This is a genomic window from Halorarius halobius (assembly GCF_024298865.1).
In the GTDB taxonomy this organism is placed as follows: domain Archaea; phylum Halobacteriota; class Halobacteria; order Halobacteriales; family Haloarculaceae; genus Halorarius; species Halorarius halobius.
Genome location: NZ_CP101161.1, coordinates 926,837 through 951,234, shown reverse-complemented (window position 1 = coordinate 951,234; position 24,398 = coordinate 926,837). Strand labels below are relative to the sequence as shown.

Annotated in this window: 22 protein-coding genes; 13 read left to right on the top strand and 9 right to left on the bottom strand. The window is 70.9% G+C overall.

Translation table 11 applies throughout. The features are described from left to right. The first annotated feature begins 51 nt into the window (after positions 1–51). Positions 52–681 carry a (d)CMP kinase gene (gene cmk, locus NL112_RS05110; protein ID WP_255151552.1) on the top strand — a complete coding sequence of 210 codons (630 nt, stop codon included), beginning with the start codon at positions 52–54 and terminating at the stop codon, positions 679–681. Here cmk and NL112_RS05105 read toward each other — a convergent pair whose 3' ends face one another. Together NL112_RS05105 and NL112_RS05100 are read right to left on the bottom strand one after the other, a co-directional pair. Then, entirely contained in the window at positions 682–1,821 is a 1,140-nt protein-coding gene (locus NL112_RS05105; RefSeq protein WP_255151551.1) for a citrate synthase/methylcitrate synthase, read from the bottom strand. It lies immediately after the preceding gene. Positions 1,822–1,902: 81 nt separating this feature from the next. Then, positions 1,903–3,132, bottom strand: coding sequence for a Vms1/Ankzf1 family peptidyl-tRNA hydrolase (locus NL112_RS05100; RefSeq protein WP_255151550.1), 1,230 nt, complete (start codon positions 3,130–3,132; stop codon positions 1,903–1,905). Positions 3,133–3,254: 122 nt separating this feature from the next. Between NL112_RS05100 and lipP1 the strand changes: the two genes are divergently transcribed. Together lipP1 and NL112_RS05090 are read left to right on the top strand one after the other, a co-directional pair. Then, positions 3,255–4,226, top strand: coding sequence for a LipP1 family hormone-sensitive lipase (gene lipP1, locus NL112_RS05095; RefSeq protein WP_255151549.1), 972 nt, complete (start codon positions 3,255–3,257; stop codon positions 4,224–4,226). Positions 4,227–4,343: 117 nt separating this feature from the next. Beyond that, positions 4,344–4,583: a hypothetical protein gene (locus tag NL112_RS05090; protein ID WP_255151548.1), complete on the top strand. Its 240-nt coding sequence runs from the start codon at positions 4,344–4,346 to the stop codon at positions 4,581–4,583. A 9-nt stretch (positions 4,584–4,592) separates the two neighbouring features. Here the strand turns inward: NL112_RS05090 and NL112_RS05085 are convergent, their stop codons facing one another. Beyond that, positions 4,593–5,189, bottom strand: a complete 597-nt coding sequence (locus NL112_RS05085; RefSeq protein ID WP_255151547.1) for a hypothetical protein — start codon at positions 5,187–5,189, stop codon at positions 4,593–4,595. Positions 5,190–5,374: 185 nt separating this feature from the next. Here NL112_RS05085 and NL112_RS05080 point away from each other — a divergent pair, with 185 nt between their 5' ends. Continuing rightward, positions 5,375–6,877, top strand: coding sequence for a glutamate-cysteine ligase family protein (locus NL112_RS05080; protein WP_255151546.1), 1,503 nt, complete (start codon positions 5,375–5,377; stop codon positions 6,875–6,877). Here the strand turns inward: NL112_RS05080 and NL112_RS05075 are convergent, their stop codons facing one another. Both NL112_RS05075 and NL112_RS05070 read right to left on the bottom strand, forming a co-directional pair. Next, the gene (locus NL112_RS05075; protein WP_255151545.1) at positions 6,878–7,321 is read right to left on the bottom strand and encodes a hypothetical protein; all 444 of its coding nucleotides are present in this window, start codon (positions 7,319–7,321) and stop codon (positions 6,878–6,880) included. A 72-nt stretch (positions 7,322–7,393) separates the two neighbouring features. Then, a complete protein-coding gene (locus NL112_RS05070) occupies positions 7,394–8,257 on the bottom strand; it encodes an SDR family NAD(P)-dependent oxidoreductase (protein WP_255152575.1) in 864 nt (287 codons plus the stop codon). Positions 8,258–8,380: 123 nt separating this feature from the next. Here NL112_RS05070 and NL112_RS05065 point away from each other — a divergent pair, with 123 nt between their 5' ends. From NL112_RS05065 to NL112_RS05035, 7 genes are all read left to right on the top strand, one after another. Further along, positions 8,381–9,508: an ABC transporter substrate-binding protein gene (locus tag NL112_RS05065; RefSeq protein WP_255151544.1), complete on the top strand. Its 1,128-nt coding sequence runs from the start codon at positions 8,381–8,383 to the stop codon at positions 9,506–9,508. A gap of 90 nt (positions 9,509–9,598) precedes the next feature. Continuing rightward, positions 9,599–10,720, top strand: a complete 1,122-nt coding sequence (locus NL112_RS05060) for an ABC transporter substrate-binding protein (protein WP_255151543.1) — start codon at positions 9,599–9,601, stop codon at positions 10,718–10,720. 1 nt (position 10,721) lies between these two features. Then, positions 10,722–11,204: a DUF7552 domain-containing protein gene (locus tag NL112_RS05055; RefSeq protein ID WP_255151542.1), complete on the top strand. Its 483-nt coding sequence runs from the start codon at positions 10,722–10,724 to the stop codon at positions 11,202–11,204. Further along, positions 11,201–12,088, top strand: a complete 888-nt coding sequence (locus tag NL112_RS05050) for an FAD-dependent oxidoreductase (protein WP_255151541.1) — start codon at positions 11,201–11,203, stop codon at positions 12,086–12,088. The genes NL112_RS05055 and NL112_RS05050 overlap by 4 nt, the downstream gene beginning before the upstream one ends. A gap of 4 nt (positions 12,089–12,092) precedes the next feature. Beyond that, positions 12,093–12,341, top strand: coding sequence for a hypothetical protein (locus tag NL112_RS05045; RefSeq protein WP_255151540.1), 249 nt, complete (start codon positions 12,093–12,095; stop codon positions 12,339–12,341). 71 nt (positions 12,342–12,412) lie between these two features. Continuing rightward, a complete protein-coding gene (locus NL112_RS05040) occupies positions 12,413–13,561 on the top strand; it encodes a FecCD family ABC transporter permease (RefSeq protein WP_255151539.1) in 1,149 nt (382 codons plus the stop codon). Continuing rightward, positions 13,558–14,394, top strand: coding sequence for an ABC transporter ATP-binding protein (locus tag NL112_RS05035; RefSeq protein ID WP_255151538.1), 837 nt, complete (start codon positions 13,558–13,560; stop codon positions 14,392–14,394). The genes NL112_RS05040 and NL112_RS05035 overlap by 4 nt, the downstream gene beginning before the upstream one ends. Here NL112_RS05035 and NL112_RS05030 read toward each other — a convergent pair. Then, a complete protein-coding gene (locus NL112_RS05030) occupies positions 14,391–15,722 on the bottom strand; it encodes an Abi-alpha family protein (RefSeq protein WP_255151537.1) in 1,332 nt (443 codons plus the stop codon). The two genes, NL112_RS05035 and NL112_RS05030, sit on opposite strands and share 4 nt — an antisense overlap. Continuing rightward, positions 15,719–17,017, bottom strand: a complete 1,299-nt coding sequence (locus NL112_RS05025; RefSeq protein WP_255151536.1) for a DUF445 domain-containing protein — start codon at positions 17,015–17,017, stop codon at positions 15,719–15,721. Before NL112_RS05025 ends, NL112_RS05030 begins: the two co-directional genes overlap by 4 nt. Positions 17,018–17,440: 423 nt before the next feature. On the opposite strand from NL112_RS05025, the gene NL112_RS05020 reads away from it, so the two are divergent. Together NL112_RS05020 and NL112_RS05015 are read left to right on the top strand one after the other, a co-directional pair. Further along, a complete protein-coding gene (locus tag NL112_RS05020; protein ID WP_255151535.1) occupies positions 17,441–18,094 on the top strand; it encodes a hypothetical protein in 654 nt (217 codons plus the stop codon). A 253-nt stretch (positions 18,095–18,347) separates the two neighbouring features. After that, positions 18,348–20,786 carry an efflux RND transporter permease subunit gene (locus NL112_RS05015; protein ID WP_255151534.1) on the top strand — a complete coding sequence of 813 codons (2,439 nt, stop codon included), beginning with the start codon at positions 18,348–18,350 and terminating at the stop codon, positions 20,784–20,786. On the opposite strand, the gene NL112_RS05010 is transcribed toward NL112_RS05015, so the two are convergent. Then, positions 20,776–23,817 (bottom strand): COG1361 S-layer family protein, encoded by a 3,042-nt coding sequence (locus NL112_RS05010; protein WP_255151533.1) that lies wholly within the window; start codon positions 23,815–23,817, stop codon positions 20,776–20,778. The genes NL112_RS05015 and NL112_RS05010 overlap by 11 nt on opposite strands. Before the next feature lie 84 nt (positions 23,818–23,901). Then, positions 23,902–24,354, bottom strand: coding sequence for a TIGR00725 family protein (locus tag NL112_RS05005; protein WP_255151532.1), 453 nt, complete (start codon positions 24,352–24,354; stop codon positions 23,902–23,904). Positions 24,355–24,398 lie beyond the last annotated feature (44 nt).

Here is a 24,398-nt window from a genome sequence, read left to right as displayed (position 1 = left end):
CGAGCGGCCGCGTCCGGTGGCTATATGCCCCGGACGGGCGAGTCGCCGACGATGGCTGGGACGGACCCGGACCGAGAGACGCCGGCCGGCGACCGACGCGTGGACAGCAACCTCTTCATCACCGTCTCGGGGCCGCCCGGATGCGGTGCGACGACCGTCTCCGAGCGACTGGCGTCGGCGCTGGACTGCGGCTACGTCAGCGGCGGCGAGATATTCCGCGAACTCGCCGAGGAGCGGGGGATGTCGCTGACGGAACTCATCGCGAAAGCCGACGCCTCCGACGAGATAGACCGCGCGCTCGACCAGCGGCTCCGCACCATCGCCGAGCGGTGGGGCACCGCCAACAAGGCGTTCGTCCTCGAGTCGCGGCTGGCCGGCTGGCTGGCCGGCAACCGCGCGGACCTTCGAATCTGGCTCGACGCGCCCGAGGAGACCCGCGTCGCACGCACCGCCGACCGCCCGGAGATGGGCGCGGAGATGCGGGTCCGCGAGGTGTCGGAGGCGGGCCGCTACGAGAGCTACTACGGCATCGACGTCACCGACACCTCCTTCTACGACCTCTCGGTCAACACGGCGCGGTGGAGCATCGACGCGACGATGGACCTGCTGTTGACAGCTATCGAGCGGTACGACCCCGAGGCCGACGAGGGGGCGTTCCCCACCGACGACGTCGACGTCTAATCACCGTTCGTCGACGGGCGTCCACGTCCGGTCGTGGGCGCCGACGTAGCGGGCCCGCGGCCGGACGAGGCGGTTGTCCGCGAACTGCTCGAGACAGTGGGCGGTCCAGCCGCCGACCCGGGCGACGCCGAACGTCGCGGTGAACAGTTCGCGGGGGACGCCGATGCCGTGCAACAGGGCGGCGGTGTAGAACTCGACGTTCGTGTCGAGCCGCCGGTCGGGCTTGTGCTCCGCGAGGACGTCGACGGCCACGTCCTCGAACTCGGTGACCGTCTCGAAGAAGTCGCCGTCGCCGCCCGCCTCGTAGAACCGCTCGGCAGCGGCCGACAGCACCGCCGCACGGGGGTCGCGCACCCGGTAGACGCGATGGCCGAAGCCCATCAGCCGGTCGCCCGCCTCGAGCGTCTCGCGGACGTACCCCTCGGGGTCGCCGTGCTCGTGGACGTCCTGGAGCATCTCGAGCACGGGGCCGGGCGCACCGCCGTGGAGCGGCCCCTTCAGCGCGCCGACGGCCGCCGTCACCGCCGACACCACGTCCGACTCGGTGGAGGCGACGACGCGGGCCGCGAACGTGGAGGCGTTCAGCCCGTGGTCGATCACGGTGTTCAGGTACGTCTCCAGCCCGCGGACCGCGGCGTCGTCGGGCTCCTCGCCGGTCAGCATGTAGAGGTAGTTCGCCGCGTGGCCGAGGTCCTCGCGGGGTGCGACCGGGTCCTCGCCCTGCCGGTAGCGCCAGTAGGCCGCGACGACCGTCGGGAAGCAGGCGACGAGACGTCGGGCGGCGGTCTCGGCGTCGGCGTCGCCCGCGAGGTCGGCCGTCGCCGCCCCCATCCGGAGCGCGTCCATCGCTCCCCGGTCGGCGTCGGCGGCACGTTCGAGTACCGCGTGGACCGCCTCGTCGACGGCGCGCCGGCCCGCGAGGTCGGCGCGGAACGAATCGAGTTCCCCCGCGGTCGGCAGGCGGTCGTTCCACAGCAGGAAGACGCTCTCCTCGACGGTGGCGTCGGCCGCCAGTTCCGCGACGGGGAAGCCGCCGATCGTCAGGTCGCCGGCCTCGCCGTCGATGTCGCTCAGCCGCGTCTCCGCGACGAGCACGTCCTCCAGTCCACGCTGTAGCTCCGGGTCGTCCGGTGTCGACATGCCGTCAGGTTGGGCGGCGACGAACGTATACTCTCGGTGAAACGTAGATTGGTAAGAGATTCGAGAGGTCGCCGCGCGGCGTCACTCCACCGGGAACCGGAGGTGTGCGCCGACGCCGTCGAACGCCTCCTCGAAACGGCTCCCGTCCTCGGTGTCGGCGGGGACGACGACGGAGTCGCCGCCCTGCTCGGCGGCCCGCTCCTCGAACTCGCCGATTGCGGCGGGGTCGAGCGCCTCCGAGACGACGAGCGTCTCGACGGCCTCGTAGGTGAGCGCCTCGTCGACGCCGTCGCGGCCGTACGCGGTCGGCTCCTCGTCGTCGCCGACCGCCCGCAGGAACGCCGACAGCGCGTCGGTCGCGTCGCCGCGTGCCTCCAGGCGCTCGCTGGCGGCCTCGACGAGTTCGCGCAGACCCTGTTCGGAGGCGTACTCGACGGCGTAGGTGTCGAGTATCTTCTCGTCGAGGCGGTGGTCGAGGTGGTCGCCGTCGGCGAACTGCTCGACGGTGACGTCCGTACCGCCGACCAGCAGGGCGTCGACGCCCGGGTCGGGCGCCGACTCCTCGTCGTCCCACTCGGTGTCGTCGGTGCCGCCGGCCGGCCGCCCGGGGTCGGAGCCCTCCGACCCGATGAAGGCGCGCTCGGCGGCCGTCGCCACCTCCTCGAAGAACTCCTCCTTCTGCTCCTCGCGGCGGCGCTCGAACCGCTCCTCCGACTGGCCGCCCTTGCGGGTCTTCCCGCGCACGTCGCTGTCCAGTTGCTCGAGGAGGGTGACGGTGCCGTCGTAGCGGCCTAGCGCCGCGCCCCCGCGCTCGACGACCAGCAGGCCGTACGTCTCGTCGGTGGCGCCGGCCGTCGGCTCCAGCGGCCCCGTGTCGAAGGTGTTGGCGACGGTGTAGACCCGTTCGTCGACCGGCCGGGGCATGTCGTCGAACGTGTACGTGACTGCCTCGCCGTCGACGACGCCGGCGTACACCACCAGCCCGTTGGCGGGCAGTTCTTCCTGTGACTGGAGCAGGTCGTGGACCCGCCCCATCGCCTCCTGGTACGGCTTCGAGGCCGCCTCGTCGTGGTGGTCGGCGTTCGCGCGGTCCTCGGCCACCTCCTCGCGGACCGCCTCGAACGCCTCCCCGTCGGGGGGGACGGCCACCGTCACGAGCCGGTCGTCGTCGACCGTCACGTCCGACACTTCCTCGATGCGCTCGCGGAGCGTCTCCTCGCGCTTCTCGCTCTCGTCGGCGGTCGTCTCCGTCGTGTCGTCCGTCGGTTCGCCGTTCTCCGTCGTGTCGTCCGTCTCGTCAGTCTCGGTCATGGTTGATAGCCGGGGCTCGGCCCCGTGAGTGCCGGTCCGGACTACTCGCGCGGTCCGGAAGTGATTGGGGGCCGCGATGCCGCGAGCCCCGCGTTTATGTCAGTCGCAAGCGACGAGCGGGTATGCGAGCCGACGAGCCACATCCGGAGGTGCAGGCGGTCCTCGAACAGCTAGCCGCGCTCGATGCGCTCCCGCTGAACCAGTACGGCCCCCGTGGAGCCCGCGACATCTACGAGCAGTTCAACGCCGACGTCGAGGAGCCGTCGGTCGACCGCGTCCACGACCGGACGGTCCCCGGCTACGACCCCGACGTGGGCGAGACGCGCGACGACGTTCCCGTTCGGCACTACCGCCCGGCCGGCGCGAGCGAGGCGCCGTTCCCGACGGTCGTCTACTTCCACGGCGGCGGGTTCGTCATCGGCGACCTCGACAGCCACGACGTGGTGTGTCGGCACGTCTGTGCCGGCGCGGAGGTGAACGTCGTCGCCGTCGACTACCGCCGCGCCCCGGAGGAGCCGTTCCCCGCGGCTATCGAGGACGCGTACGCCGCCACCGACTACGTCGCCGCGAACCCCGGAGAGTTCGACGGCGACGGGCAGGTGGCAGTGATGGGCGACAGCGCGGGCGGCAACCTCGCGGCGGCCGTCTCCCTGCTTGCACGGGACCGCGACGACGGGCCGGCTATCGACCGGCAGGTGCTCGTCTACCCGGCCGTCGACGACACCCGGCAGTACGAGTCGTGGGACGAGAACAAGGAGGGGTACTTCCTCGTCGCGGAGGACATGCTGTGGTTCTCCGACTGCTACTTCGGGAGCGACATCCACCGGGCGAACCCGTACGCGTTCCCGATGGCCGCGAGTAGCCACGCCGACCTGCCGCCCGCGACGGTGGTGACCGCGGGGTTCGACCCCCTGCGCGACGAGGGGGCCGCCTACGCCGACGCGCTTCGGGAGGCGGACGTCCCCGTCGACCACCGCAACTACGACGACGTCATCCACGGGTTCTTCTCGATGCTGGCCCCGCCGGCCGACCTCGAACGTGCCCACGAGGCGGTCGACGCCGTCGTCGGCGACCTCCGGGCGACGTTCGCGTAGGGGGGCCGTCGTCGCGTCGTCCCCGTGGGCGTTCGTCCGGCCTCGCAGTCGGCACTCCCGGCGCGCTGTCAGCACACGTCAGTACGGCTATAAGCTCTCGTCCGTCGTACAGGGGGCATGGCATTCGACAACGTCACGTTCTTCGAGTTGCACCTGGACGACGCCCGTTTCGGCGGGCCGAGCGAGGAGTCGGCCGAACCGGCCGAGGAGGAGACGGCACGCGGCGCTCGGGTGCCGCTCGGCCTGCTCGTGCTCGCGGGCGTCGGCGCGGCCGTCGTGGCGCGTCGCCTGCGCCGGGGTGTGTCGGCCGAAGTCGACCTCGAGGCGGCCGACGTCGAGGCCATCGCGGTCGAGTGACGCCGGGCGCTACACTACGTCAGCGATGGGGACCCGCTCGGTGGCGACCTCGGTGTCGTCGTTGAGCACGACTATCTCGATGTCGTCGTCGGTGACGTCGACGGAGTCGTCGACATCGACCTCGACCGGGACCGAGGTGGTCTCGCCGGCCACGACGGGGTCCGCGAGCACGTAGGTGTCGGCCGCCTCGCCGGGTTCGGTCTCGTCGAGGCTTACGTCGGCGCCAGCGGGCGAACGCACGACGAACTGCACGTCCTCGAGTTCGCCGTCCTGCGGGTTATCGACCGATATCTCGGTCGTGCCGTCGACGAGGCTCCGCGAGACGACGACCGACTCGTCGTCGGCGTCCTCGCGGGCGTCGCCGATGCGCTCGGAGGTCTCCGTCCGCTCGGTGTCGTCGTCGCGCAGTCGCGCCATGATTGGCTCGCTCAGCGCCAGCGCCGCGCCGACGAGGAATATCGCGACGGCGAGCCCTCGTCCCACGAGCGGGTCGTAGCCGATGAAACTGGTGAGATTGAAGTAGGTGATATCGAAGAACGCGAAGATGCCCATTCCGATGAGCACCACGCCGAGCACGTCGATTGCGAGTTCTTTTGCAGGTTTCATGCGCGGGAAGGAACAAATTCGTCGGTGAAAAAACCACACGACGGTCGCGGCGGCCGAACCGGCCGCTCCCGCAGTTCTGCGGCCCGATTCCGGGCTGTGGGTCGTCTCGGTCGCCGGTGGCGGCTCCGGGGCGTCGCCGCCGGGTAGCCGCAGGGTTCTAATCCGATGGGCCTCCACGTCGGGGTATGTCCGGTTCGGAACTCGTGGCGCGTGTGCGGGATGCGCTGGACGTCGACGCCGAGGAGTTCGCGTCGCGGGTCGACCGCGAGGTGGAGGCGCTGAAAGCCGAAATCGCGGAAGGGACGTTCGACAACCCGCAGGCAATCGTCGGGCTCGAGTACGAGTTCTACGCCGTCGACGACGAGACGAACGCGCTCTCGCGGGTGCCCCGGCGCCTGCTGGAGTACATCGGCTTCGAGAAGGAACTGGGCCTTCACAACGCCGAGATGCAGACCTCCCCTCAGCCGCTGTCGCAGTACGGGCTCCGTGCCCAGAAGGCGGAGGTGCAGGCGCGGCTGGACGCCGCCGAGCACGTCGCCACCGCCGAGGGGCTGTATCTGGTCAGTGACGCGATGTGGACCCAGCCACCCATCGGGGAGACGGCGACCTCGTATCTCGCGGACAGCATCGAGGAGGAGGGAGTGCGGCTGGCGACGAACATGAGCGACGCCGTCCGCTATCACGCGATGGCGAACACGGATTTCCGCGCGGAGATGACGCTCGACGCCCCGCACGTCGAACTGGAGGCGGAGACGGTGATGCCCGAGAGTCTCATCACCTCCATCCAGCCCCACTACCAGGTGGCGCAGGCGTCGGACATGCCGACGTACTTCCGGTACGCGCTCCGGGTCGCGGGGCCGCTTCTCGCGCTCGGGGTCAACTCGCCCTTCTTCCCGCCGGACCTCTACACCGAGGACCCGGAGGTCGTCCTCGGCGAGGGGTACGACGAGAACCGCGTCGTCGTGTTCGAGTCCGTTCTCAACCCCGACGACACGGAGAAGGTCACCTTCCCCAAGGACTTCGAGAGCGTCGACGAGGCGGTCGACCGCATCGCCGCCGACGAGACGGTCGTCCCCGAACTGCAGGACGACGCCGGCCGGTTCGACGACCGGTTCGCCCACTTCCGGCACAAACACGGCACGTACTGGCGGTGGGTGCGTCCGGTGTTCGACGGCCCGACCCGGACGGACGCCAACGCCCGCATCGAGTTCCGGCCGCTGGCGGCCCAGCCGACCGTCGAGGACAGCATCGCCTTCCTCGCGGTGTTCGCGGGGCTGATGGAGTCGCTTCCGCGGCTCGACCACCCCGTCTACCAACTGGACTGGGACGACGCGAACGAGAACTTCTACGCGGCGATGCGCGACGGACTCGACGCCGAGTTGACGTGGATAACCGCGGACGGCGAGGAGACGACCGACACCGACGTGCTGTACGCGGAGCTGTTCGAGTACGCCCGCGACGGCCTCGAAGCCCGCGGCCTCTCCTCGGAGGAGGCGACCCAGTACATCCGGCCGCTCCGCGAGCGTGCGGACCGACGGGTGACGCCGGCCTCGTGGAAGCGTGCGCAGGTGCGGCGCCGCTACGGCCGCGGCGAGCCGTTCGCCGAGGCCATCTGGGGGATGCAGGCCGAGTACATCGCCAACCAGCGCGAGACGCTCATCGAGGGGTCGTTCGTCGACTGGCTGTGACTACGCGGTGGCCGCCTCGGAGACGGCGTCCATCCCCGCCCGCGCGAGTGCGCCGACGGCGACGGCGAGGGTGCCGATGACGACCCCCTGCACTGCGAGCACCACCAGCCCCTCGACCCCGAGGAAGTAGGCCGTCTGCTCGGCGAGCGTCCGCCCGGAGAGCCCCAGGAAGGCGTGGTCGGCGCGGTAGCCGTACAGCGACGCCGCGGCGAGGAGCCACCCGGGGACCGCGCCGCCGCGGGCGAGTCCCACGAGCGTCGCGGCGACGAGGCCGACCAGCGCCGCCTCTCCCGGGATGAAGATGACGCCGCCCGCGATGTGGAACACGCCGACGGCGTAGGCGGCGAACGTGCCCAGAAAGCAGGCGACGGCGAGACAGAGCCACACTGCGGGGCGGTTCCACGCGGCCGGGCGGCCGACGAGCACGCGCTCGCTGGAGAGCATACCGACGCGTCGCCCACGGGAGAGATAACTGGTCCGGTGGGTGAAACGCTCGCTGGACCGTCCTCGTGCCGGCTACTCGTAGGTGAGGCTCATCCCGCCCTCGTACGTCAGGTCGCCGCCGTCGAGGTGTTTCGAGTGTTCCGAGAACCCCATCACGAACAGGTTCCCCACCTCGTACGGCTCCATCATCTCCTTCACGCGGGTGTGGCCGAGCATCACCTGCTCGACCGTCTCGTCGACCGTCAGCCCCCGCGAGTCGGCCGAGTCGGGGAGCTGTTTGGCGACGAGTTCCGTCTTCACGTAGCCCGTCGAGACGGAGAACGCGCGGACGTCGCCGTCGCCCTCCGCGGCGATGGACTGGGTGAGCCCCCGGAGGCCGAACTTCACGGTGTTGTACGCCACCTTGTCGTGGGTGACGACGTGGCCGTGCACCGAGCACATGTTGCCGACGTGGCCGCGGCCGCCGTCCTCGAAGTGGGGCCAGCAGCGTTTGGTCAACAGGAGCGGCGCCCGTTGCATGACGGCGTGCATCCGGTCGTACTGCTCCATCGGGAACTCGTCGATGGACGAGATATGCTGGAGGCCGGCGACGTTGGCGAGGTAGCGCAGTTGGCCGAGGTCGGCCGCCTCCTCGACCACCCGTTCCACGTCGGCGTCGTCGGTCAGGTCGCCGGGCACCGGTTCGATTCGTCCCGGCAGGTCGAGTTCCGCGGCCCGGTCCGCCACCGATTCGAGACCGTCGCCGTCCACGTCGACGCCGGCGACGGTGAGTCCGTTGCCCGCGAGACACAGCGCCGTCGCGCGGCCGATACCCGACGCCGCCCCCGTCACGAGCGCGACGTTCTCGGGGGCGAACCCGGGGTCGTCCATCTCCACGATGTCCTCGCGCGTTATCTCGCTCGGCCCGTACTTCTCGAGAGCCTCCTCGACGCTCATGTCGGCCATACCCACACGGAGGCCACGGGGGTCGGTAAACCCCGGCGGCAACATGTGAACCTCGGGGTTTAGGCTCGCCGAAACATCGACGGATTTAGGTCGACCAAAACCATCGGCGGGAGTATGCGACGACGCACGTTCATCGCGGGCACCGCGGCGGGGGCCGCGATGCTGGCTGGCTGTACCGGGGACTCCGACACGCCGACGCCGACCGACGGCGGCGGGACGCCGACGTCGACGGCCGACCAGTCGTACTCGGTGGAGATGGCGCCCGTCGGCGAGGTCACCCTCGAGTCGGTGCCGGAGTCGGTCGCCCACTACTTCCCCGGGTACGCGGACATGGCGGTGGCGCTGGGTCACGGTGACAGCATCAACTCGGTCGGGTTGCCGAGCCGGTACCACACCGACGCGTACGCGGAACTCGACGGCGTGAGCGTCGACACGTCGTCGATGACCGAACTCGTCGGCGACAGCGGCATCGACAAGGAGGTGTTCCTCGAGTTGGACAGCGACCTCCACATGATAGACCCGAAGTGGCTGACCAACAACGCCTTCTTCGGGCTGGAGGAGTCCGACGTCGAGCAGCTATCCGAGGCGGTCGCACCGTTCCTCGGCAACACCATCTTCCGGCGCACCGACACCTGGCACGACTACCGCTACTACTCGATGTACGAGGCGTTCGAGAAGGTCGCGGAGGCGTACCAGGAGCGCGAGCGGTTCGAGGCGTTCCGCGAGTTCCACGACGCCGTCATCGCGGACGTGCAGACGGACCTGCCGCCGGCGACCGAGCGGCCGAACGGCCTGCTGTGTTTCGCCGCGGACGACGAACCGGAGGCGTTCTCGCCGTACCGCATCTCCGGGAAGGGGACCAACAAGAAGCAGTTCCACGACCTCGGCATCACGGACGCGCTCGCGGGCAGCGGCGTCGAGGGGCTCTCCGAGAGCAACCGCGGGAAGATAGATTACGAGACGATGCTGGAGGTCGACCCCGACTCCATCCTCGTGCGCGGCCACGAGAGCAAGAGCCGCGAGGAGTTCCAGGACACCGTCGTCGCGTTCATGGAGAACCACGACACCGCCTCGCAACTGCGCGCCGTCGAGGCGGGGAACGTGTTCCGCGGCGGCCCCATCTACGAGGGACCGGTCCAGAACCTGTTTCTCACCGAGCGGTACGCCACGCTGTACTTCCCCGAGCAGTTCTCGGGCGACCTGTTCGACCGCGAGGAACTCGCGGGCATCATCACGGGCTGACGACTGGATAGCCACCCTCCCCAGCGGGTTCACGACCGCTCGCACGGGAAACCGGAGCGACTAAGTATTTTTAGGCCGGCCTAAAAATTGATGGCTGGGTTCACGCGCCGCGACCTCGTGCGGGCGGGGGCGCTCGGGACCGGGACGCTGTTGGCCGGTTGCACCGGTGACGCGCCCGGCGACGGCACCGACACGACGACCGACACGGCGACGGCCGACCCGTCGTACTCGGTCGAGATGGCCCCCGTCGGGGAGGTGACGTTCGAGTCGCCCCCGGAGACGTGGGTCGCCAACAACGGAAGCTGGGCCGACATGGGGGTCGCGCTCGGGCTCGAACCGCCGAAGGGCGTCTGGCTGACGGGCCGTTACCACACGGACTACTACGACGAGATACCGGGCGTCTCGGTCGACACCTCGGAGATGGTGTCGCTGTACCAGGACGGGGTCAACAAGGAGTTGTTCTACGAACTCGACGCCGACGTCCACGTGATGGACCCGAACTTCCTGATGAACCGGTTCAAGGGGTGGTCGGAGTCGGACGTCGCGGAGGTAGAGGAGAACGTCGCGCCGCTTTTCGGCAACTGCATCTACGCACAGCACTACCCATGGCACGACGACTACCGCTACTACTCGCTGTACGAGGCGTTCGAGAAGTTCGCGCGGGTGTTCCAGCGCACCGACCGCTACGAGGCGTTCACCGAGGTCCACGCCGCGTTCCGGAGCAACCTCGCGCCCGTCGCGCCGACGGGTAGCGACCGGCGGAAGGTCGCGGTGCTGTGGGGCGTGAGCGACGAACCCGAGACGTACTACCCGTACCTCGTCGGTGACGGCACCGGCTTCAAACACCTGCGCGGACTGAACGTCCGCGACGCGCTCGCGGAGACCGACATCAAGGACTTCCACGGCAGTCGGGGCTCCGTCGACCTCGAGACGCTCCTCGACATCGACCCGGAGGTGCTGATGCTCCGCGGTTACGAGGCGAAGAGCCGTACCGAGTTCGAGGACGCCGTCGTCGCGTTCCTCGAGGACCACGACGTCGGCTCACAGCTCACCGCTGTCCGGAACGGCGACGTGTACCGGGCCGGCGGGCTGTATCAGGGTCCCATCACGTACATGGTGTTGACCGAACGGACCGCCCGACAGCTCCACGACTTCGACGACGAACTGTTCGATCACGACCGCGTCGGCGCCATCGTCAACGGGGAGCTGTGAGATGAGCGCCGCGCCCGAGGACACCACCTACGAATCGACGCTATTGCGGGCCCGCGCCCGCGTCGAGGCGCTGTCGGCCGACGGCGGCGCGTTCGCGGTCGCCTGCCGCGAGAGCGGCATCTCGCCGCCGCCGGTGTCGGACGCGCGGTTCGACACGTTCGACGCCGCGGAGCAGGCCCGCCGGGCCGCCGAGACCTACCGCGAGGCGCTACGCGAACTCGACCCCGGGCTCGAACGCTATGACCTCGCCGTGTGTGAGCCGACCGACGACGGCGTCGGCTTCGCCAGCGTCACCGAGACGACGACCGACCGACGCGCCAACGGCCTGCCGCGGGCCCGCCGGACGGTCACGCTCGCGGGCGGCGGCCGCGACGAGTGGCTCCGCGTCGAGAACGCGCCCGTCGTGGACCTCGTGGGGCCGGACGCCCTGCTCGACGACGAGGTGGTCGAACGACAACTGCGGACGATGGGCCGGGAGCCGTGACCGACCGCGACGCCGTCGTCGTCGGGGGCGGCCCCGCGGGGACGACCGCCGGCGTGTTCCTCGCCCGCTACGGCCTCGATACGGTCCTGTTCGACCGGGGCGCGGGTGCACTCCCCCGGGCGGCGTTCCTCGAGAACTACCCCGGCTTTCCGGCGGGCATCGACCCCGAGACCCTGCAGGCACTCCTCCGTGACCACCTCGACGAGGTCGGCTGTGACCGCATCGAGGAGACCGTCGAGCGGATCGACCGGGTCGACGGCCGGTTTCGCGTCGAGACGACCGACCGGACGACGACGGCCGACTACGTCGTCGCCGCGGCGTGGTACGACGGCTCGTATCTCCGGCCGACGACCGGCGAGGCGGCGTTCCACGAACACGTCCACCACGGCGAGCGCGAGGAGCGGTTCGACCCCGACTACCCCGACGCCGACGGCCGAACGCCGGTCGAGGGGCTGTACGCCGCCGCGCCGTCGGGCGACCGGAACGACCAGGCGATAGTCGCGGCCGGCCACGGCGCCCACGTCGCGCGCTGTCTCGTCGAAGACCACCGGCGCGCCGAGGGGTTTCCCGAGGGGGTCGCGGCACACTACGACTGGCTCCGCCCCGACAGCGAGTTCACCGGCGAGTGGGCCGACCGGGACCGGTGGCGGGAGTGGTTCGCGAACGAGGCCGGCGACCACGACCTGAGCGACGAGCGGTTCGCCGAACTCCGGGAGCGGTACATCGACCGCGCGTTCGGAACCGCCCGGTCCGACGACGATGTCGAGCGCCTTCGACGGCGCGGACACCGCCGGGTCGCCGAGCATCTCGACGACGCGGCGATTCTGGAGGCCGTGGACGACGCGGCGATTCGGGCGTATCTGGACGAACCGACCGACCGCTGACGCAATGACGGACGACACCGACTCCACGACCGCACCGACGCGACCGGCCGCGGCCGACGAGACGACCGATTCTGCGGGTGCGATGCGTGCCCGAACCTGGACCGTCGCCGCGAACTACCGCGACCCCGCGGACTACGACATCCCCGCGCTCCCCGACTGGACCGTCTACCGTGACGAGGACGGCACGCTCGCGTTCGCCAGCGAGGGGGAGGCGTTCCTGACCGCACGCGACCCGGTGGACGTCCGGCGGTGAGACGCCGAACCGAACGCCTTTTGAGTTCTTAGGGGGACCTAAAACCCACATGAACACACGGGAGGCGACGCATGGCGACCGAGACTGAGTCCGCCGACCCGCCCGTCGTCGGCTGGTTCGACTGGGTCGATACCCGGCTCGTCGGGTTCTGCGGGGTCGCGCTCGCGGTCACCGTCGTCGCGGGGCTCGTGCAGGTGAGTTTCGGGACGTTCACGATGTCGCTGTCGACGGCGTGGGGGGCGGTGTTCGACCCCGACGTCCTGCTGGACCCGAGCGTGCTCGCCACTTTGCTTCTCGGCGACGGGCTGGCGGCCGACCTCGGGTTCTCGACGAGCTACGACCTCGCGGAGTCGACGCTGGTCGTCTGGACCATCCGGATGCCTCGCGTGCTGGTCGCGGTGTTCGTCGGGGTGAACCTCTCGCTGTCGGGCGCCATCTTCCAGGCGGTGACGAAAAACGAACTCGCCAGCCCGTTCATCCTCGGCGTCTCCTCGGGGGCGGGGTTCGCCATCCTGCTGACGCTCGTGGCGTTCCCGGCCTTCGCCGTCCTGTTGCCGCTGACGGCGGCGCTCGGGGGGACGGTCGCGTTCCTCGTCGTCTACGCCATCGCGTGGAAGGGCGGCACCTCCCCCGTCCGGCTGGTGCTGGCTGGCGTCATCGTCGGCACCGTATTGAACTCCCTGCAGACGTCGCTGTTCTACTTCGCGGCCGACCTGGGCACCGTCCAGCAGGCCGTCGCGTGGACCACCGGCTCGCTGACGGGCGTCGACTGGGAGCAGGTGCGGACGGTGTTGCCGTGGACGCTCGCGGTCCTGCCTGCCGCGTTCGTCGGCGCGCGACAGCTGAACGTCCTCCTGCTCGGCGAGTCGACGGCCAGCGCGCTCGGGATGCGCGTCGAGCGCACCCGTTTTCTGCTGTCGGCGGTCGGTATCGTCGCCGCCGCCGCGAGCGTCGCGGTCGCGGGCATCGTCGGCTTCGTCGGCCTCATCGTCCCCCACGTCGCCCGCACGGTCGTCGGGAGCGACCACAAGCGATTGCTCGTCGGCTGTGCGTTCCTCGGCCCCGCGCTGATGGTCGTCGCCGACGTGGGCGCGCGGCTGTTCTTCGAGGTGGTGCTCAACGCCCCGACGCAACTACCGGTGGGTATCGTCACCGGGCTCGTCGGCGGGCCGTACTTCCTCTACCTGATGCGCAAGCGCCAGCAGTTGGGTGAACTATGAGCGAAGGCGAGCACCAGGAGCAGGCGGACACGACCGGGGGGAGCGACGCGCCGCCGTCGTCGCCGGCGCTCGTCGGGGACGGGCTGGCCGTCGGCTACCGGACGACCGACGAGCCGGTCGTCGAGTGCGACCACGTCGTCCTTCCGGCTGGGGAGGTGACGGCGCTCGTCGGACCGAACGGCTCCGGGAAGTCGACGCTGTTGAAGACGCTGGCCGGCCAGCTCGACCCCTGGGCCGGCGACGTGGAACTCGCCGGCGAGGACGTGTACGCGATGGGCGAGAAGCGGCGGGCACGCCGGCTCGGCCTGCTCTCACAGGAACACGACTCGCCCTCGAGTACGACGGTCGAAGAGCTTGTCAGACACGGCCGGTACCCCCATCGGGGGTTCCTCGAATCGCTGACCGAGAGCGACCACGCGGCCGTCGACCGCGCCATCGAGCGGGCGGGCGTCGACCACCTCCGCGGGACGGAACTCGGCCAGCTGTCGGGCGGGCAGAAACAGCTCGCGTGGGTGGCGATGACGCTCGCCCAGGAGCCGGATGTCCTGCTTCTGGACGAGCCGACGACGTTTCTGGACCTCCGTCACCAACTCGGCGTGCTGGAGACGGTCCGGGAGCTGAACCGCGAGGCGGGCGTCACCGTCGGTGTCGTCCTCCACGACGTGGCACAGGCCGCGCGGTTCGCGGACAACCTCATCGCGCTCAGCGAGGGGTCGCCGTACGACTGGGGGCCGCCCGCTGACGTCGTGACGGAGGACCTGCTCGCGGACGTGTTCGGCGTCGCGGCGACGGTCCGCGACGGACCGGAAGTGGTCCCTCACCGACCGCTTTAGTCGTCCGGCTCCACGTCGCCGAGCGCGCCGGCCGCGTCCGGAACGGGGTCGATGCCGAACGCCTCGCGGCAGAACTCGACGCCGAACGGCGTGAGGTGGACCTTCCGGCGGTCCTTCTTCGGGCGGGTGGCCCGCGCCTCGGCGTTCTCGACGTGCGGCTGGGCCTCCAGCACCCGGTAGCGGTCGAGGTCCTCGACGGGTTCGTCGGCGAACCACAGGAGACCGAGCCGGTCGAGGTTGTGGAGGTACGCGGGCATCCGCTCGGCGTGGCGACAGCCGGCCTTCTGCCCGAGCATCGTGAGGTGGCTCGCCAGTAGCGTCGAGCCGAGCGGGAGCCAGCCCACGTCACGAACGTCCACCGCAGGCTCGGGGCCCTCGGTGGCGAGTAGCCGCAGGATGCGCGCCTCGTCGGGCGCGAGTTGCTCGACGACGTGGTCGTACGCCGGATGGTACTCCTCGGTGTAGTCGATGTCGGCCGACTGCTCGAGCAGGGCCTCCCCCCGCTCGCGGAGGCTCTTCGTCTCCTCGTCGGCCTCGGGCGTCCGTCGCCGCTCGCGGGTCGCCTCCACGTCGACGCCGGTGTCGACGCCGAGCCGCTCCAGTTCCGTGAGCGCGACCTCGCGGCCGTCGTCGAGGAGTTCCGCCGGCGAGTGGGCCGTCGCCGCGGCGCGCGCGAGTTCGGTGGCGACGCGGACGCCCGTCTCCCCGGAGTTGGCGGTGGCGTTGCGCGTCACCAGCGCCAGCAGGCGGGCGAGCCGGTAGGGGTCGACCGAGTCGCCGTCGCCCGAGAGCGCGGCCGCGGCGTCGGCCGTGCCGGTCGACTCGAGCAGGCCGTCGAGTCCGAGGCGGTCGAGCAACTGGAGCCACCCGGTGTCCCGTCGCTCGTCGAGCCCCGCGGCCTCGAACACCGACAGCGCGCGCTCGGCGTCGTCGAAGGAGGCGGCGTCGACCAGCACCGCCTCCCAGAGCGCGAGCATCCGGTCGAGTTCGCGGCTGTCGACGCTGGTGGGGTCGACGATAGCCGCCTCCAGCGACGACAGCAGGGTGTCGAGCGACTCCTCGTCGAGCCGGTCCGGCCCGGAGAGGGCCGCTTCCAGCACGTCGAACAGCCGCTCGACCTGCCGCCGGGTCAGGTCGCGGGCAACGTCGTCCATCTCGGCGGGGTCGAACTCGCCGTCGCCGTTCGTCCGGCCGCCGAGCGACGCCGCCAGTTCCTCGACGTCGTCGTCGGACGGTCCGTCGCCGCCCTCGTCGGGCCGGTCGGCGGTCGGCTCCTCCGAGTCCTCCGTGCCCGGGTCGTCGCCCGGGTTCGTGCTCTCCTCGCTCATACGGCGTTCACCACCAGTAGCTGTATCCAGCCGGCGACGAACCCGAGGACGGCGCCGATGAAGATGAGGAGCCACTCGTCCTCCTTGAACGCCTGCCGGAGCATCTCCGCGAAGTCCGGCGGCGACAGCACCCGCATCCGCTCGTACATCAGCTGTCGGAGCGCTTCGTTGCGCTCCTCGTTCAACTCGGGGTCCTGGAGCGGCTCGAACGCGTACTCGACGCCCTCCTCGGCGACCGACTCGCGGATGGACTCGTACTCCTCGGGCCCGGTGGCGACGCGGACCGCGGGGCCGGCGACGCCCAGCGCGTCGTCGATGGACGGCCGGAGCGCGTCCTTGATGAGCTGTCGGGTGCGGTCGGACTGGCGGCCGTACAGCAGGTTCTCCGCGATGTTCGACAGCGTGATGATGCGGTCGGCGACCAGTTTCGTGTACGCCCACGACGCCTCGTCCTGCCGCTGGATGAACAGCCCCTGGAGGGTGAACGGGCCGATGTCGTGCGGCTCGTACGGCAGGAAGATGAGCTTGATGGCGATGTAGTTGGTGATGTAGCCGACGGCGACGCCCGCGACGGGCAGGACCCACCACTGGTTGATGTAGAGGAACAGCGGGACGGAACACGCACCGAGCAGCGTCCCGATATAGAACCCGGAGTTGATGACGAACTTCAGTTCGCGGTCGCCGACCTCCATGAACACCTGGTTGACGAGTTCGGGCTCCTGCTCGAACTGGTCGACGACCATCATCTTCACGTCGAGCAAGTCGTCGATGTGCTCCCCGATATTGGTGGCGATGTTGCCGACCACCTCGGGCAACTGGTCGTCGATGCGGGCGTGGACGGCCCGCCGCACGGCCGGGGGCGCGTCCGCCCACAGCTGCGGATGCTCCCGGCGGATTATCTCCTCGACCAGCGCGTGGATTTCCTCGCTCGACTCCGAGACGATGTGCTCCGCGATGCGTTCGGGGTCGAGTTCCTCGTAGAACTCCCGCTGGCTCCCCAGTTTCGAGATGCCCTTGTCGACCGCGAGGCTCCCCATCTTCTCGGCCCGCGAGGGGATGATGCCCTGCCAGCCGAGCCGTCCGGACATGAACCCGGGAATCTGCTGGATGCGGTTCGGCAGGTAGGGGACGAGCCGCTTCATCCCCGGCACGCGGACGCCGACGAAGTCGATGGGGTAGAAGAGGAGCCGGATGCCGACCCAGTTGGTGATGTAGCCGATGATGCCCGTGATGAACGGAATCAGCAGGAGGCTCCAGTCGAGCGCCGGAAGCCAGTCGAGCGAGATGGGAGTCATCGTGCGAGTGGTGCGGCGTCGGTCGGGAGCGATGCGCGGCGGAGCCGGGCCATGCGGCACGTACGGCCAGCCCGTGTGTCGTACCCGGTGCATCGCTACGCTATCAGTTAAGTTGCCGGTATCCGCCCCGTCGGGAGGGGGTCGTTCTCCCGGCAATAGGAGGCAACGGGGTCAGGCTTCTCGGGCGCGTACACACGAGTAGATAGAGCGCCGCCACCCCTCTCGACTCCACCCATCCGCGGCCTGAACCACTCTCTGACATTGAATGGTTCTGAATGGTATTCAGGGGTAAAGCTTATTAGCGTTCGCGTCCATCGTTCAGATAGGCGATGTCGGACCCCGACGCTCCGGCACCGCGTCCATGGTAGCACCCGGACTCGCCGGGGCGCCGGACGACATCGCTCCCAACTGAGGAATCCGACAATGAGTGACCGCACATCCCCCATCAACACGGTATTCGAACTGCAGCGCCGGACCATCGAACAGAGCCAGGACCTCGTCGAGCGCTCGCTCGACGTGCCGCGCCAGGTGACCGAGACGGTCGCCAGCGGCGTCGACACCCAGCGGCAGGCCCAGGAGCAGACGGTCGAGCTCGGCCGCACGTCCATCCAGTCGGTCATCGACACCGTCGACTCGACGACGCCCGCCGGCGAAGAGACGCTCGACGACCTGCGCAACGCCGTCGACGACGCCTTCGACAGCCTGCTCGAACAGCAGGACCAGGCGTACGACACGGTCGACGAGCAGTTCGACGAGGGTCTCGACCAGTACGACGAGCTGAGCGAGGAGTCGCTCGAGGCGCTCAACGACCAGCTCGACGCCCTGCTGGACGCCAACGAGGACCTCGAGGACCAGACGGTCGAGGCGTTCGAGCAGGCCATCGACCAGATCGAGCAGTTCCAGGACCAGCTCGAGGAGCAGAGCGACGAGCTCCAGAACCGCTTCGAGGAGCAGCTCGACCGGTTCCAGGAACAGCTCGAGGAGCAGGTCGACCGCTTCCAGGACCTGCAGGACCGCGTCGAGGACGTCCAGTCCGACGCCGTCGACGTCGCCGTCAACGACACCGACGACGAGTAACGTCCTCGTCACGCCCGTCAGCTCCCACCCATACATCCGCGCTTCCTTCACCGCCGCCCCCGCGGCGGCGTCTTCTCCCGCGCCCGACGGGTCACGTGACCACCCTTCCCGCCGGGCCCGTTTCCACCGACCGACGAGCCGGCGGCTCGTCGCGCCGCCCCACCACGAGTAACCACTCGGTACCGCCGGTGGCCACCGCTTACCCCGGTGAACGGTCGCCGATGGCTTTCGCCGGCGGGTCGTCCACGGGGGCATGGCCGCCCCCTCCGCCGCCGACCGGGTGACGGCGCTGGTCGTCGGCCGCCCCCACCTCGTCGTCGTCGCCTTTCTCCTCGCCACGCTCCCGTTCGTCGTCGGTCTCACGACCGTCTCCACGGAGACGGGCACCGACCAGTTCGCCGAGGAACTCCCCGAACAGGACGCGCTGGAGGCGGCCGACCGGGAGTTCACCCCGCCGTTCGAACCGGCGGCCGGCACGACCCAGTTGATACAGCGGGGCGACAACGTGCTGTCCCGGGCCGCCCTGGTGCGGATGCTCCGCGTCCAGCAGGCGCTCGCGGCCCGGCCGGAACTCCGGGTCGACTCCTCGACCAGCGCGGCCGCGCAGGTGGCCCGGGAACTCGACCCGGCGGCGACGACGCCCGCCGCGCAACTGCGGGCCGTCGAGCGTGCACCCCCGGCGGCCATCGACCGGGCGGTCCGGCGGGCCGCCGCCGCTCCGGGGTTCGCCCGCCTCCTCAGCACCGACTTCTCGGCGACCGCGGCCCGTGCGTCGGCCACGGTGGCCGTCGTCGACCATCGGGTCCCCGCCGCCGGCGAGGCGGACGACCCCCTCGGTCCAATCCAGCGCCGGATGGTGACGCTGGTCGCCCCCATCGCGCCCGACGTGACGGTGTTCGGCGGCGGCGTTCTCGAGGCGGAGTTCGGCGCCGTCATCGGCGACACCCTGCTCGTCGTGGTCCCCGCGTCCGGTCTGCTCATCACGCTGTTTCTCGTCGTCGCCTACCGCGACCCGCTCGACCTCCTGCTCGGCCTCGTCGGGCTGGTGCTGGTCGCCGTCTGGACGTTCGGCCTGCTGGGGCTGGCGGGGATTCCGTTCGACCAGATACTGGTGGCGGTGCCGCCGCTGTTGCTCGCGGTCGGCATCGACTACGGCATCCACGCCGTCAATCGCTACCGCGAGGAGCGGTCGGGAGGTCGTGCCCCCCGGCCGGCGATGCGAGTGACCGTCGCTCAACTGGTCGTCGCGTTCGGCATCGTCACCGTCACCTCGGTCATCGGGTTCGCGTCGAACCTGACGAGCGACCTCGTCCCAATCAGGCGGTTCGGGCTGGTCGCGGCGGTCGGTATCGCGTTCACGGCGCTCGTGTTCGGCGTGTTCCTGCCGGCGGCGAAACTGCTGGCCGACGATGTCCGCGCCCGCAGGGGTCTGCCGGCGGCGACGACCCGCCCCATCGGGCAAACCGGCTCCGGCGTCGGCCGCCTGCTCTCGGTGGGGGTGGTCGCCGCGCGCCGCGGCCCGCGGCTCGTTCTCGCGCTCGCGCTCGTGACCACGCTCCTCGCGGGCGGCTACGCCACCGGCGTCGACACCGAGTTCTCACAGGAGGACTTTCTTCCTCCTGCGGAGACCCCGCCGTATCTCGCGGCGCTCCCGGAGCCGTTCCGGCCGGGCGAGTACACCGTCACGCGGACGCTCGACTTCCTCGAGGACCGGTTCGAGACGGGCGAGGCCGACACCGTCACCGTCTACGTCCGCGGCCCGCTCGAAGCCGACACCGCGCTCGAATCCATCGAGCGGGCGGGCACGAACCCCCCCGACACGTTCGTCACCGAGGCCGACGGCTCCGCGGTCGGCACCTCTATCGTCACTGTCATCCGGGCGCAGGCCGCCGCGGACCCGGAGTTCGCCGCGCTCGTCGCCCGCAACGACCGGAACGGGAACGGCGTCCCCGACCGCAACCTCGATGCGGTGTACGACGCCCTGCTCCGGTCGCCGGCCCGTGGGGTCGCGCTGGAGTATCTCACCGAGGACCGGCGGAGCGCCCGCGTCGTCTACCAGGTGGAGGCCGACGCCGACCCCGCGGTCGTCACGGCCGACGCCCGGACGGTGGCCGCGCGGTTCCCGTACGCCGCGACGGCGACCGGCGAGGTGGTCGTGTTCCAGGCCGTCGCGGACCTCATCTTCCGGTCGGCGCTGGTGAGTCTCGCGGTGGCGCTGGGGGGCACGGCCGTCGCGCTCGCGGCGGTGTTCCGGTGGCTCGTCGGCCGCCCGACGCTCGGCCTGCTGGCGCTGGTGCCAATCGTCACCACCGTCGCGCTGGTGGCGGCGTCGATGCGCGCGGCGGGCATCGCGCTCAACGCGTTCACCGCGACGGTGCTGGCGCTCACCATCGGCCTCGGCGTCGACTACTCGGTCCACGTCCTCCACCGGTTCGCGGACGAGCGCCACGAGGGGGCCGGCCTCGTCGACGCGCTCACCACCACCGTCACCGGGACGGGCGGCGCGCTCGCGGGGTCGATGCTCACCACCGTGTTCGGCATCGGCGTGCTCGTGCTCGCGCCGTTCCCGGCTATCGGGCAGTTCGGCCTGCTCGCGGCGTTGAGCGTCTTCTATGCCTTTCTCACGTCGGTCCTGCTGTTGCCGTCGGCGCTGACGCTCCGGGCGCGGTACGCCCGCCCGCTCACCGCCTGAGGCGGTCGACGCCCGTCCGTATCGCCCGCCGCTTCCAGTACACCAGCCCCGCCAGCGCCACGGCGACGACGAGTACGGCGAACGTCCCGACGCCGACCGAGTCGACGCCGACGGGGAGCCGACGCGGCGGCGGCTCCGTCACCGTCACCGGGACGAAGTACGTGTCCGAGAGGACGGTGTCGCCGTCCGCGTCCTCGTAGGTGAAGTCGACGAGCAGGGGGTACTGCTTCGCCACCGCGCCGCCGTCGGCGGCGAGCGCGAACCTGAGCGTCGCCGTCTCGTTCGGGCCGAGTTCGGGCACGAACGCCTCCGCGTCGTCGCTGGCGAGCGGGTCGTCGACGAACAGTCGCGCCCGGACGTTGCGGAGCGGCCGGTCCTCGCGGCTCTCGACCCGGAGGTCGACCACCGTCGACCCGCCGGCGGGGAGCGTTGCGTTCGCCGCCTCGACGTGGAACTCGTCGCGCTCGGGGCCGACCGTCACCCGGGCGTCGATGGGGTCGGTCGTCTGCCGCTCGTCGGCCTGCCCGCGGTAGCGCACCCGGAACGCCACCTGCCGGGGACCGGGTTCGGCGTCGGCGGTCACGTCGAACCGGAACGCGACGGATGCGTTCTCGCCGGGCGCGAGCGACCCGACGGCGTACTCGCTCTCGCGGGGGATGAGCGTCCCGGCCGTCGGCTCGACGGCGAGAACGACGCTCTCGGCGGCGACGGCCCCGGTGTTGACCAGCCGCGCGGTCACCTGGCCGGTGTCGTCGACCCGGAGCGTGCTCGTCACGTTCCGGAGCGCGAACGTCTGCTCGGGCGCGACGCCGACGCTGGCCACGAGCGGCGCGCTCGTGCGGAACTCGCCGTCCTGCCCTCGGTAGCGGACGCGGAACGTGAGCGGCCGGGCGCCGGGGTCGACCGTCCGGGGCACGTCGAACGTGAACGCGACGGGCGCGCCCTCGCTGGGTTCGAGCGTCCCTGCCGCGGCGGCCGCCGACAGCGGCTGGAGCGAGCCGTTGGCCGCGTACAGCAGGCTCACGTCCTCGGCCGGGGCGTCGCCGGCGTTGACGAGCGTCGCCGTCACCTCTCCGCGTTCGCCCACCCGCAGGTCGCTCTCCACGCGCTGGAGGCGGAACGCCTGTTCGGGGGCGACCGGCACCCGAGCGTCGAGTGGTCGACTCGCGCGGCGCTCGTCGTCGCGGCCGCGGTAGCGGACCTGAAACCGGAGCTGTCGCGGCCCCGCGCCGGCCCCTCGCGGCACGTCGACGGTGAACCCGAAGGGAACTGACTCACCGGGGTCGAGGCTCCCGACGCCGAACTCCGACTCGCGGGGTCGGAGGTCGGTGTCGTTCGCCAGCAGGACCAGCGCCGCTCCCTCCACGGTGGCGTTGCCGGTGTTGACGAGTCGTCCCCGCACCCGGCCGGTGTCGCCGACCCGGAGCGTGCTGTCGGTCACCGCGACCCGGAACGCCTGCTCGGGGTCGACGCGCACCCGGGCGTCCAGCGGGTCGCTGACCCGCCGCTCGTCGCCCTGTCCCCGGTAGCGGACCCGGAAGCCGACGAACTGCGGCCCGGGGTCGGCCGTCGCCGGCACGTCGACGGGAAACCGGAAGGTGGCCGACTCGCCCGGGTCGAGGTCGCCGACCGGAAACCGCGTCTCCCGCGGGGTGAGCCCGCTCGCCTGGTCGAACACGACGACGGCGTCCGTCACCGGTTCGTCGCCCGTGTTGAGGACGGTGCCGGTCAGGGTGCCGCCCGCCGCCACCCGGAGGTCGCCGGCCACGTCGCGGACGGCGAACGTCTGCTCGCGAGAGACGGTGACGGGCGCGTCGACGGCGTCGCTGACGCGCACCTCGTCGCCGGGGTCGCGGTAGCGCACCCGGAAGTCGAGCAGTCGCGGTCCGCCCGTCGAGTCGTTCGCCACGTCGACGACGAACGCGAACGGGGCGCTCTCGCCGGGCGCGAGCGACCCGACGGCGTACTCCGGCTGGCGCGCCGTGAGGCCGGCGGCGTCCTCGGGGAACACGACGACGGCGTTCGTGACGGTCCGCCCGCCGGTGTTGACGACCCGCCCCTCGACGGTGCCGCGCTCGCCGACCCGGAGCGTGTCGCTGGCGTCGGCGACGGCGAACGTCTGCTCGGCGCCGACCGGGACGGAGACGGTCACGGCCGTCGACCGCTCGCGGACGCCCGCGGGCGACCGGTACCCCACCGTCGCCGTCACGGGGTACGCCCCCGGCGGCAGGTCGGCGGGCGCGCCGACGCGGACCGGAACCGTCCGCGACTCGCCGGGGTCGAGCCGCCCGAGTGCGACCCGTTCGGTCGACCGGGCGCGTCCCCGCTCGCCGAACGTGACGGAGCCGTTGGCCGCCGACAGCAGGAGGACGCTCTCGCCGGCTGGCTCGGAGCCGACGTTCGTGACGGTGAGCCGCTTGACCGCCGTCTCGCCGGCGGTGACGACTGGTCCCTCGGCGGCGAATGCGAACCGTGCCCGCTCGCGGACCACGAGCGTCAGCGTCGCCCGTGCGTCCCGCGAGATGTCGGTGAACCGCGGCTCCTCGAACTCGCTGTACCGGACGACGCTCGTGTAGTCGTACGAGAGCCGCACCGGGAGTTCGTACGTACCAGGGGGGATGTCCTCGCTCACCTCCAGTCGCAGGCCGAACGGGCCGGCGATGCCCTCCGGCACCGTGCCCGCGGGCACTTCGCCGCTCAACACCTCCACGTCGTCGGCCACGTCCTCGGGGAGGCGGTCGGTGTCGACGCTGAACCGGACGTTGCGGGCGGTCTTGACCCGCTCCTCGAACGTCGCGGGGCCGCCGCTGGTCAACACGCCGCTGTTGGTGATGAACACCTCCAGCGTGACCTGTTCGCCGCCGAGGACACGGTTGTCCGGGGCGAACAGTTCGAGGACGGGGCGACCGACGACGGTACCCTCCTGCACGCTCGGAGTCGCGGTAACGGCCGAGAACGCGAGCAGGGCGGCGAGAACGACGAGCGCGGCCGCCGCGACGCCGACGACCACCCGGCGTCGTCCGACTGCCATGGGGCGGCGAGTACGCCGCCGTCGCGGATAAACCGGGTCAACCGTTCGCCCGCGTACCCGCGACCTACCGCCGGTCGGCCGGGCTTACTCCACGCGCCGCTCGACGCTCTCGACGGCCGACGCCACGCTCTCGCAGGGCTCGAACCCGGCGAACCCGGAGAGGTCGTGGCTGTCGAGACCGGCCACCGGCTTGCCGGCGTCGAGCGCGTGGCCCAACTCGGAGAGCGTGCCGGTGCCGCCGTCGACGGCGACGACGGCGTCGCCGTTGACGACGACGAGGACGTTCCGGGCGTTGCCGAGGCCGGTGGCGATGGCCGTGTCGAGGTAGTCGTTCCCCTCGCGGTGGTCGGTGCCCTTCAGGATGCCGACGGTGCGACCGCCCGCGGACTGGGCGCCGCGACAGACCGCCTCCATGACGCCGCCGTAGCCGCCACAGACGACCGTGTGGCCCCGCTCGGCGAGCCGGGTCCCGAGGCGTTCGGCTCGCTCCGCGGTCGCTTCGTCGACCCGACTGCCACCGATGACCGAGACGCGCATGGCCGTCCGTCGTGGCGGGAGCGGAAAGTCGCCACGCTTTTCAG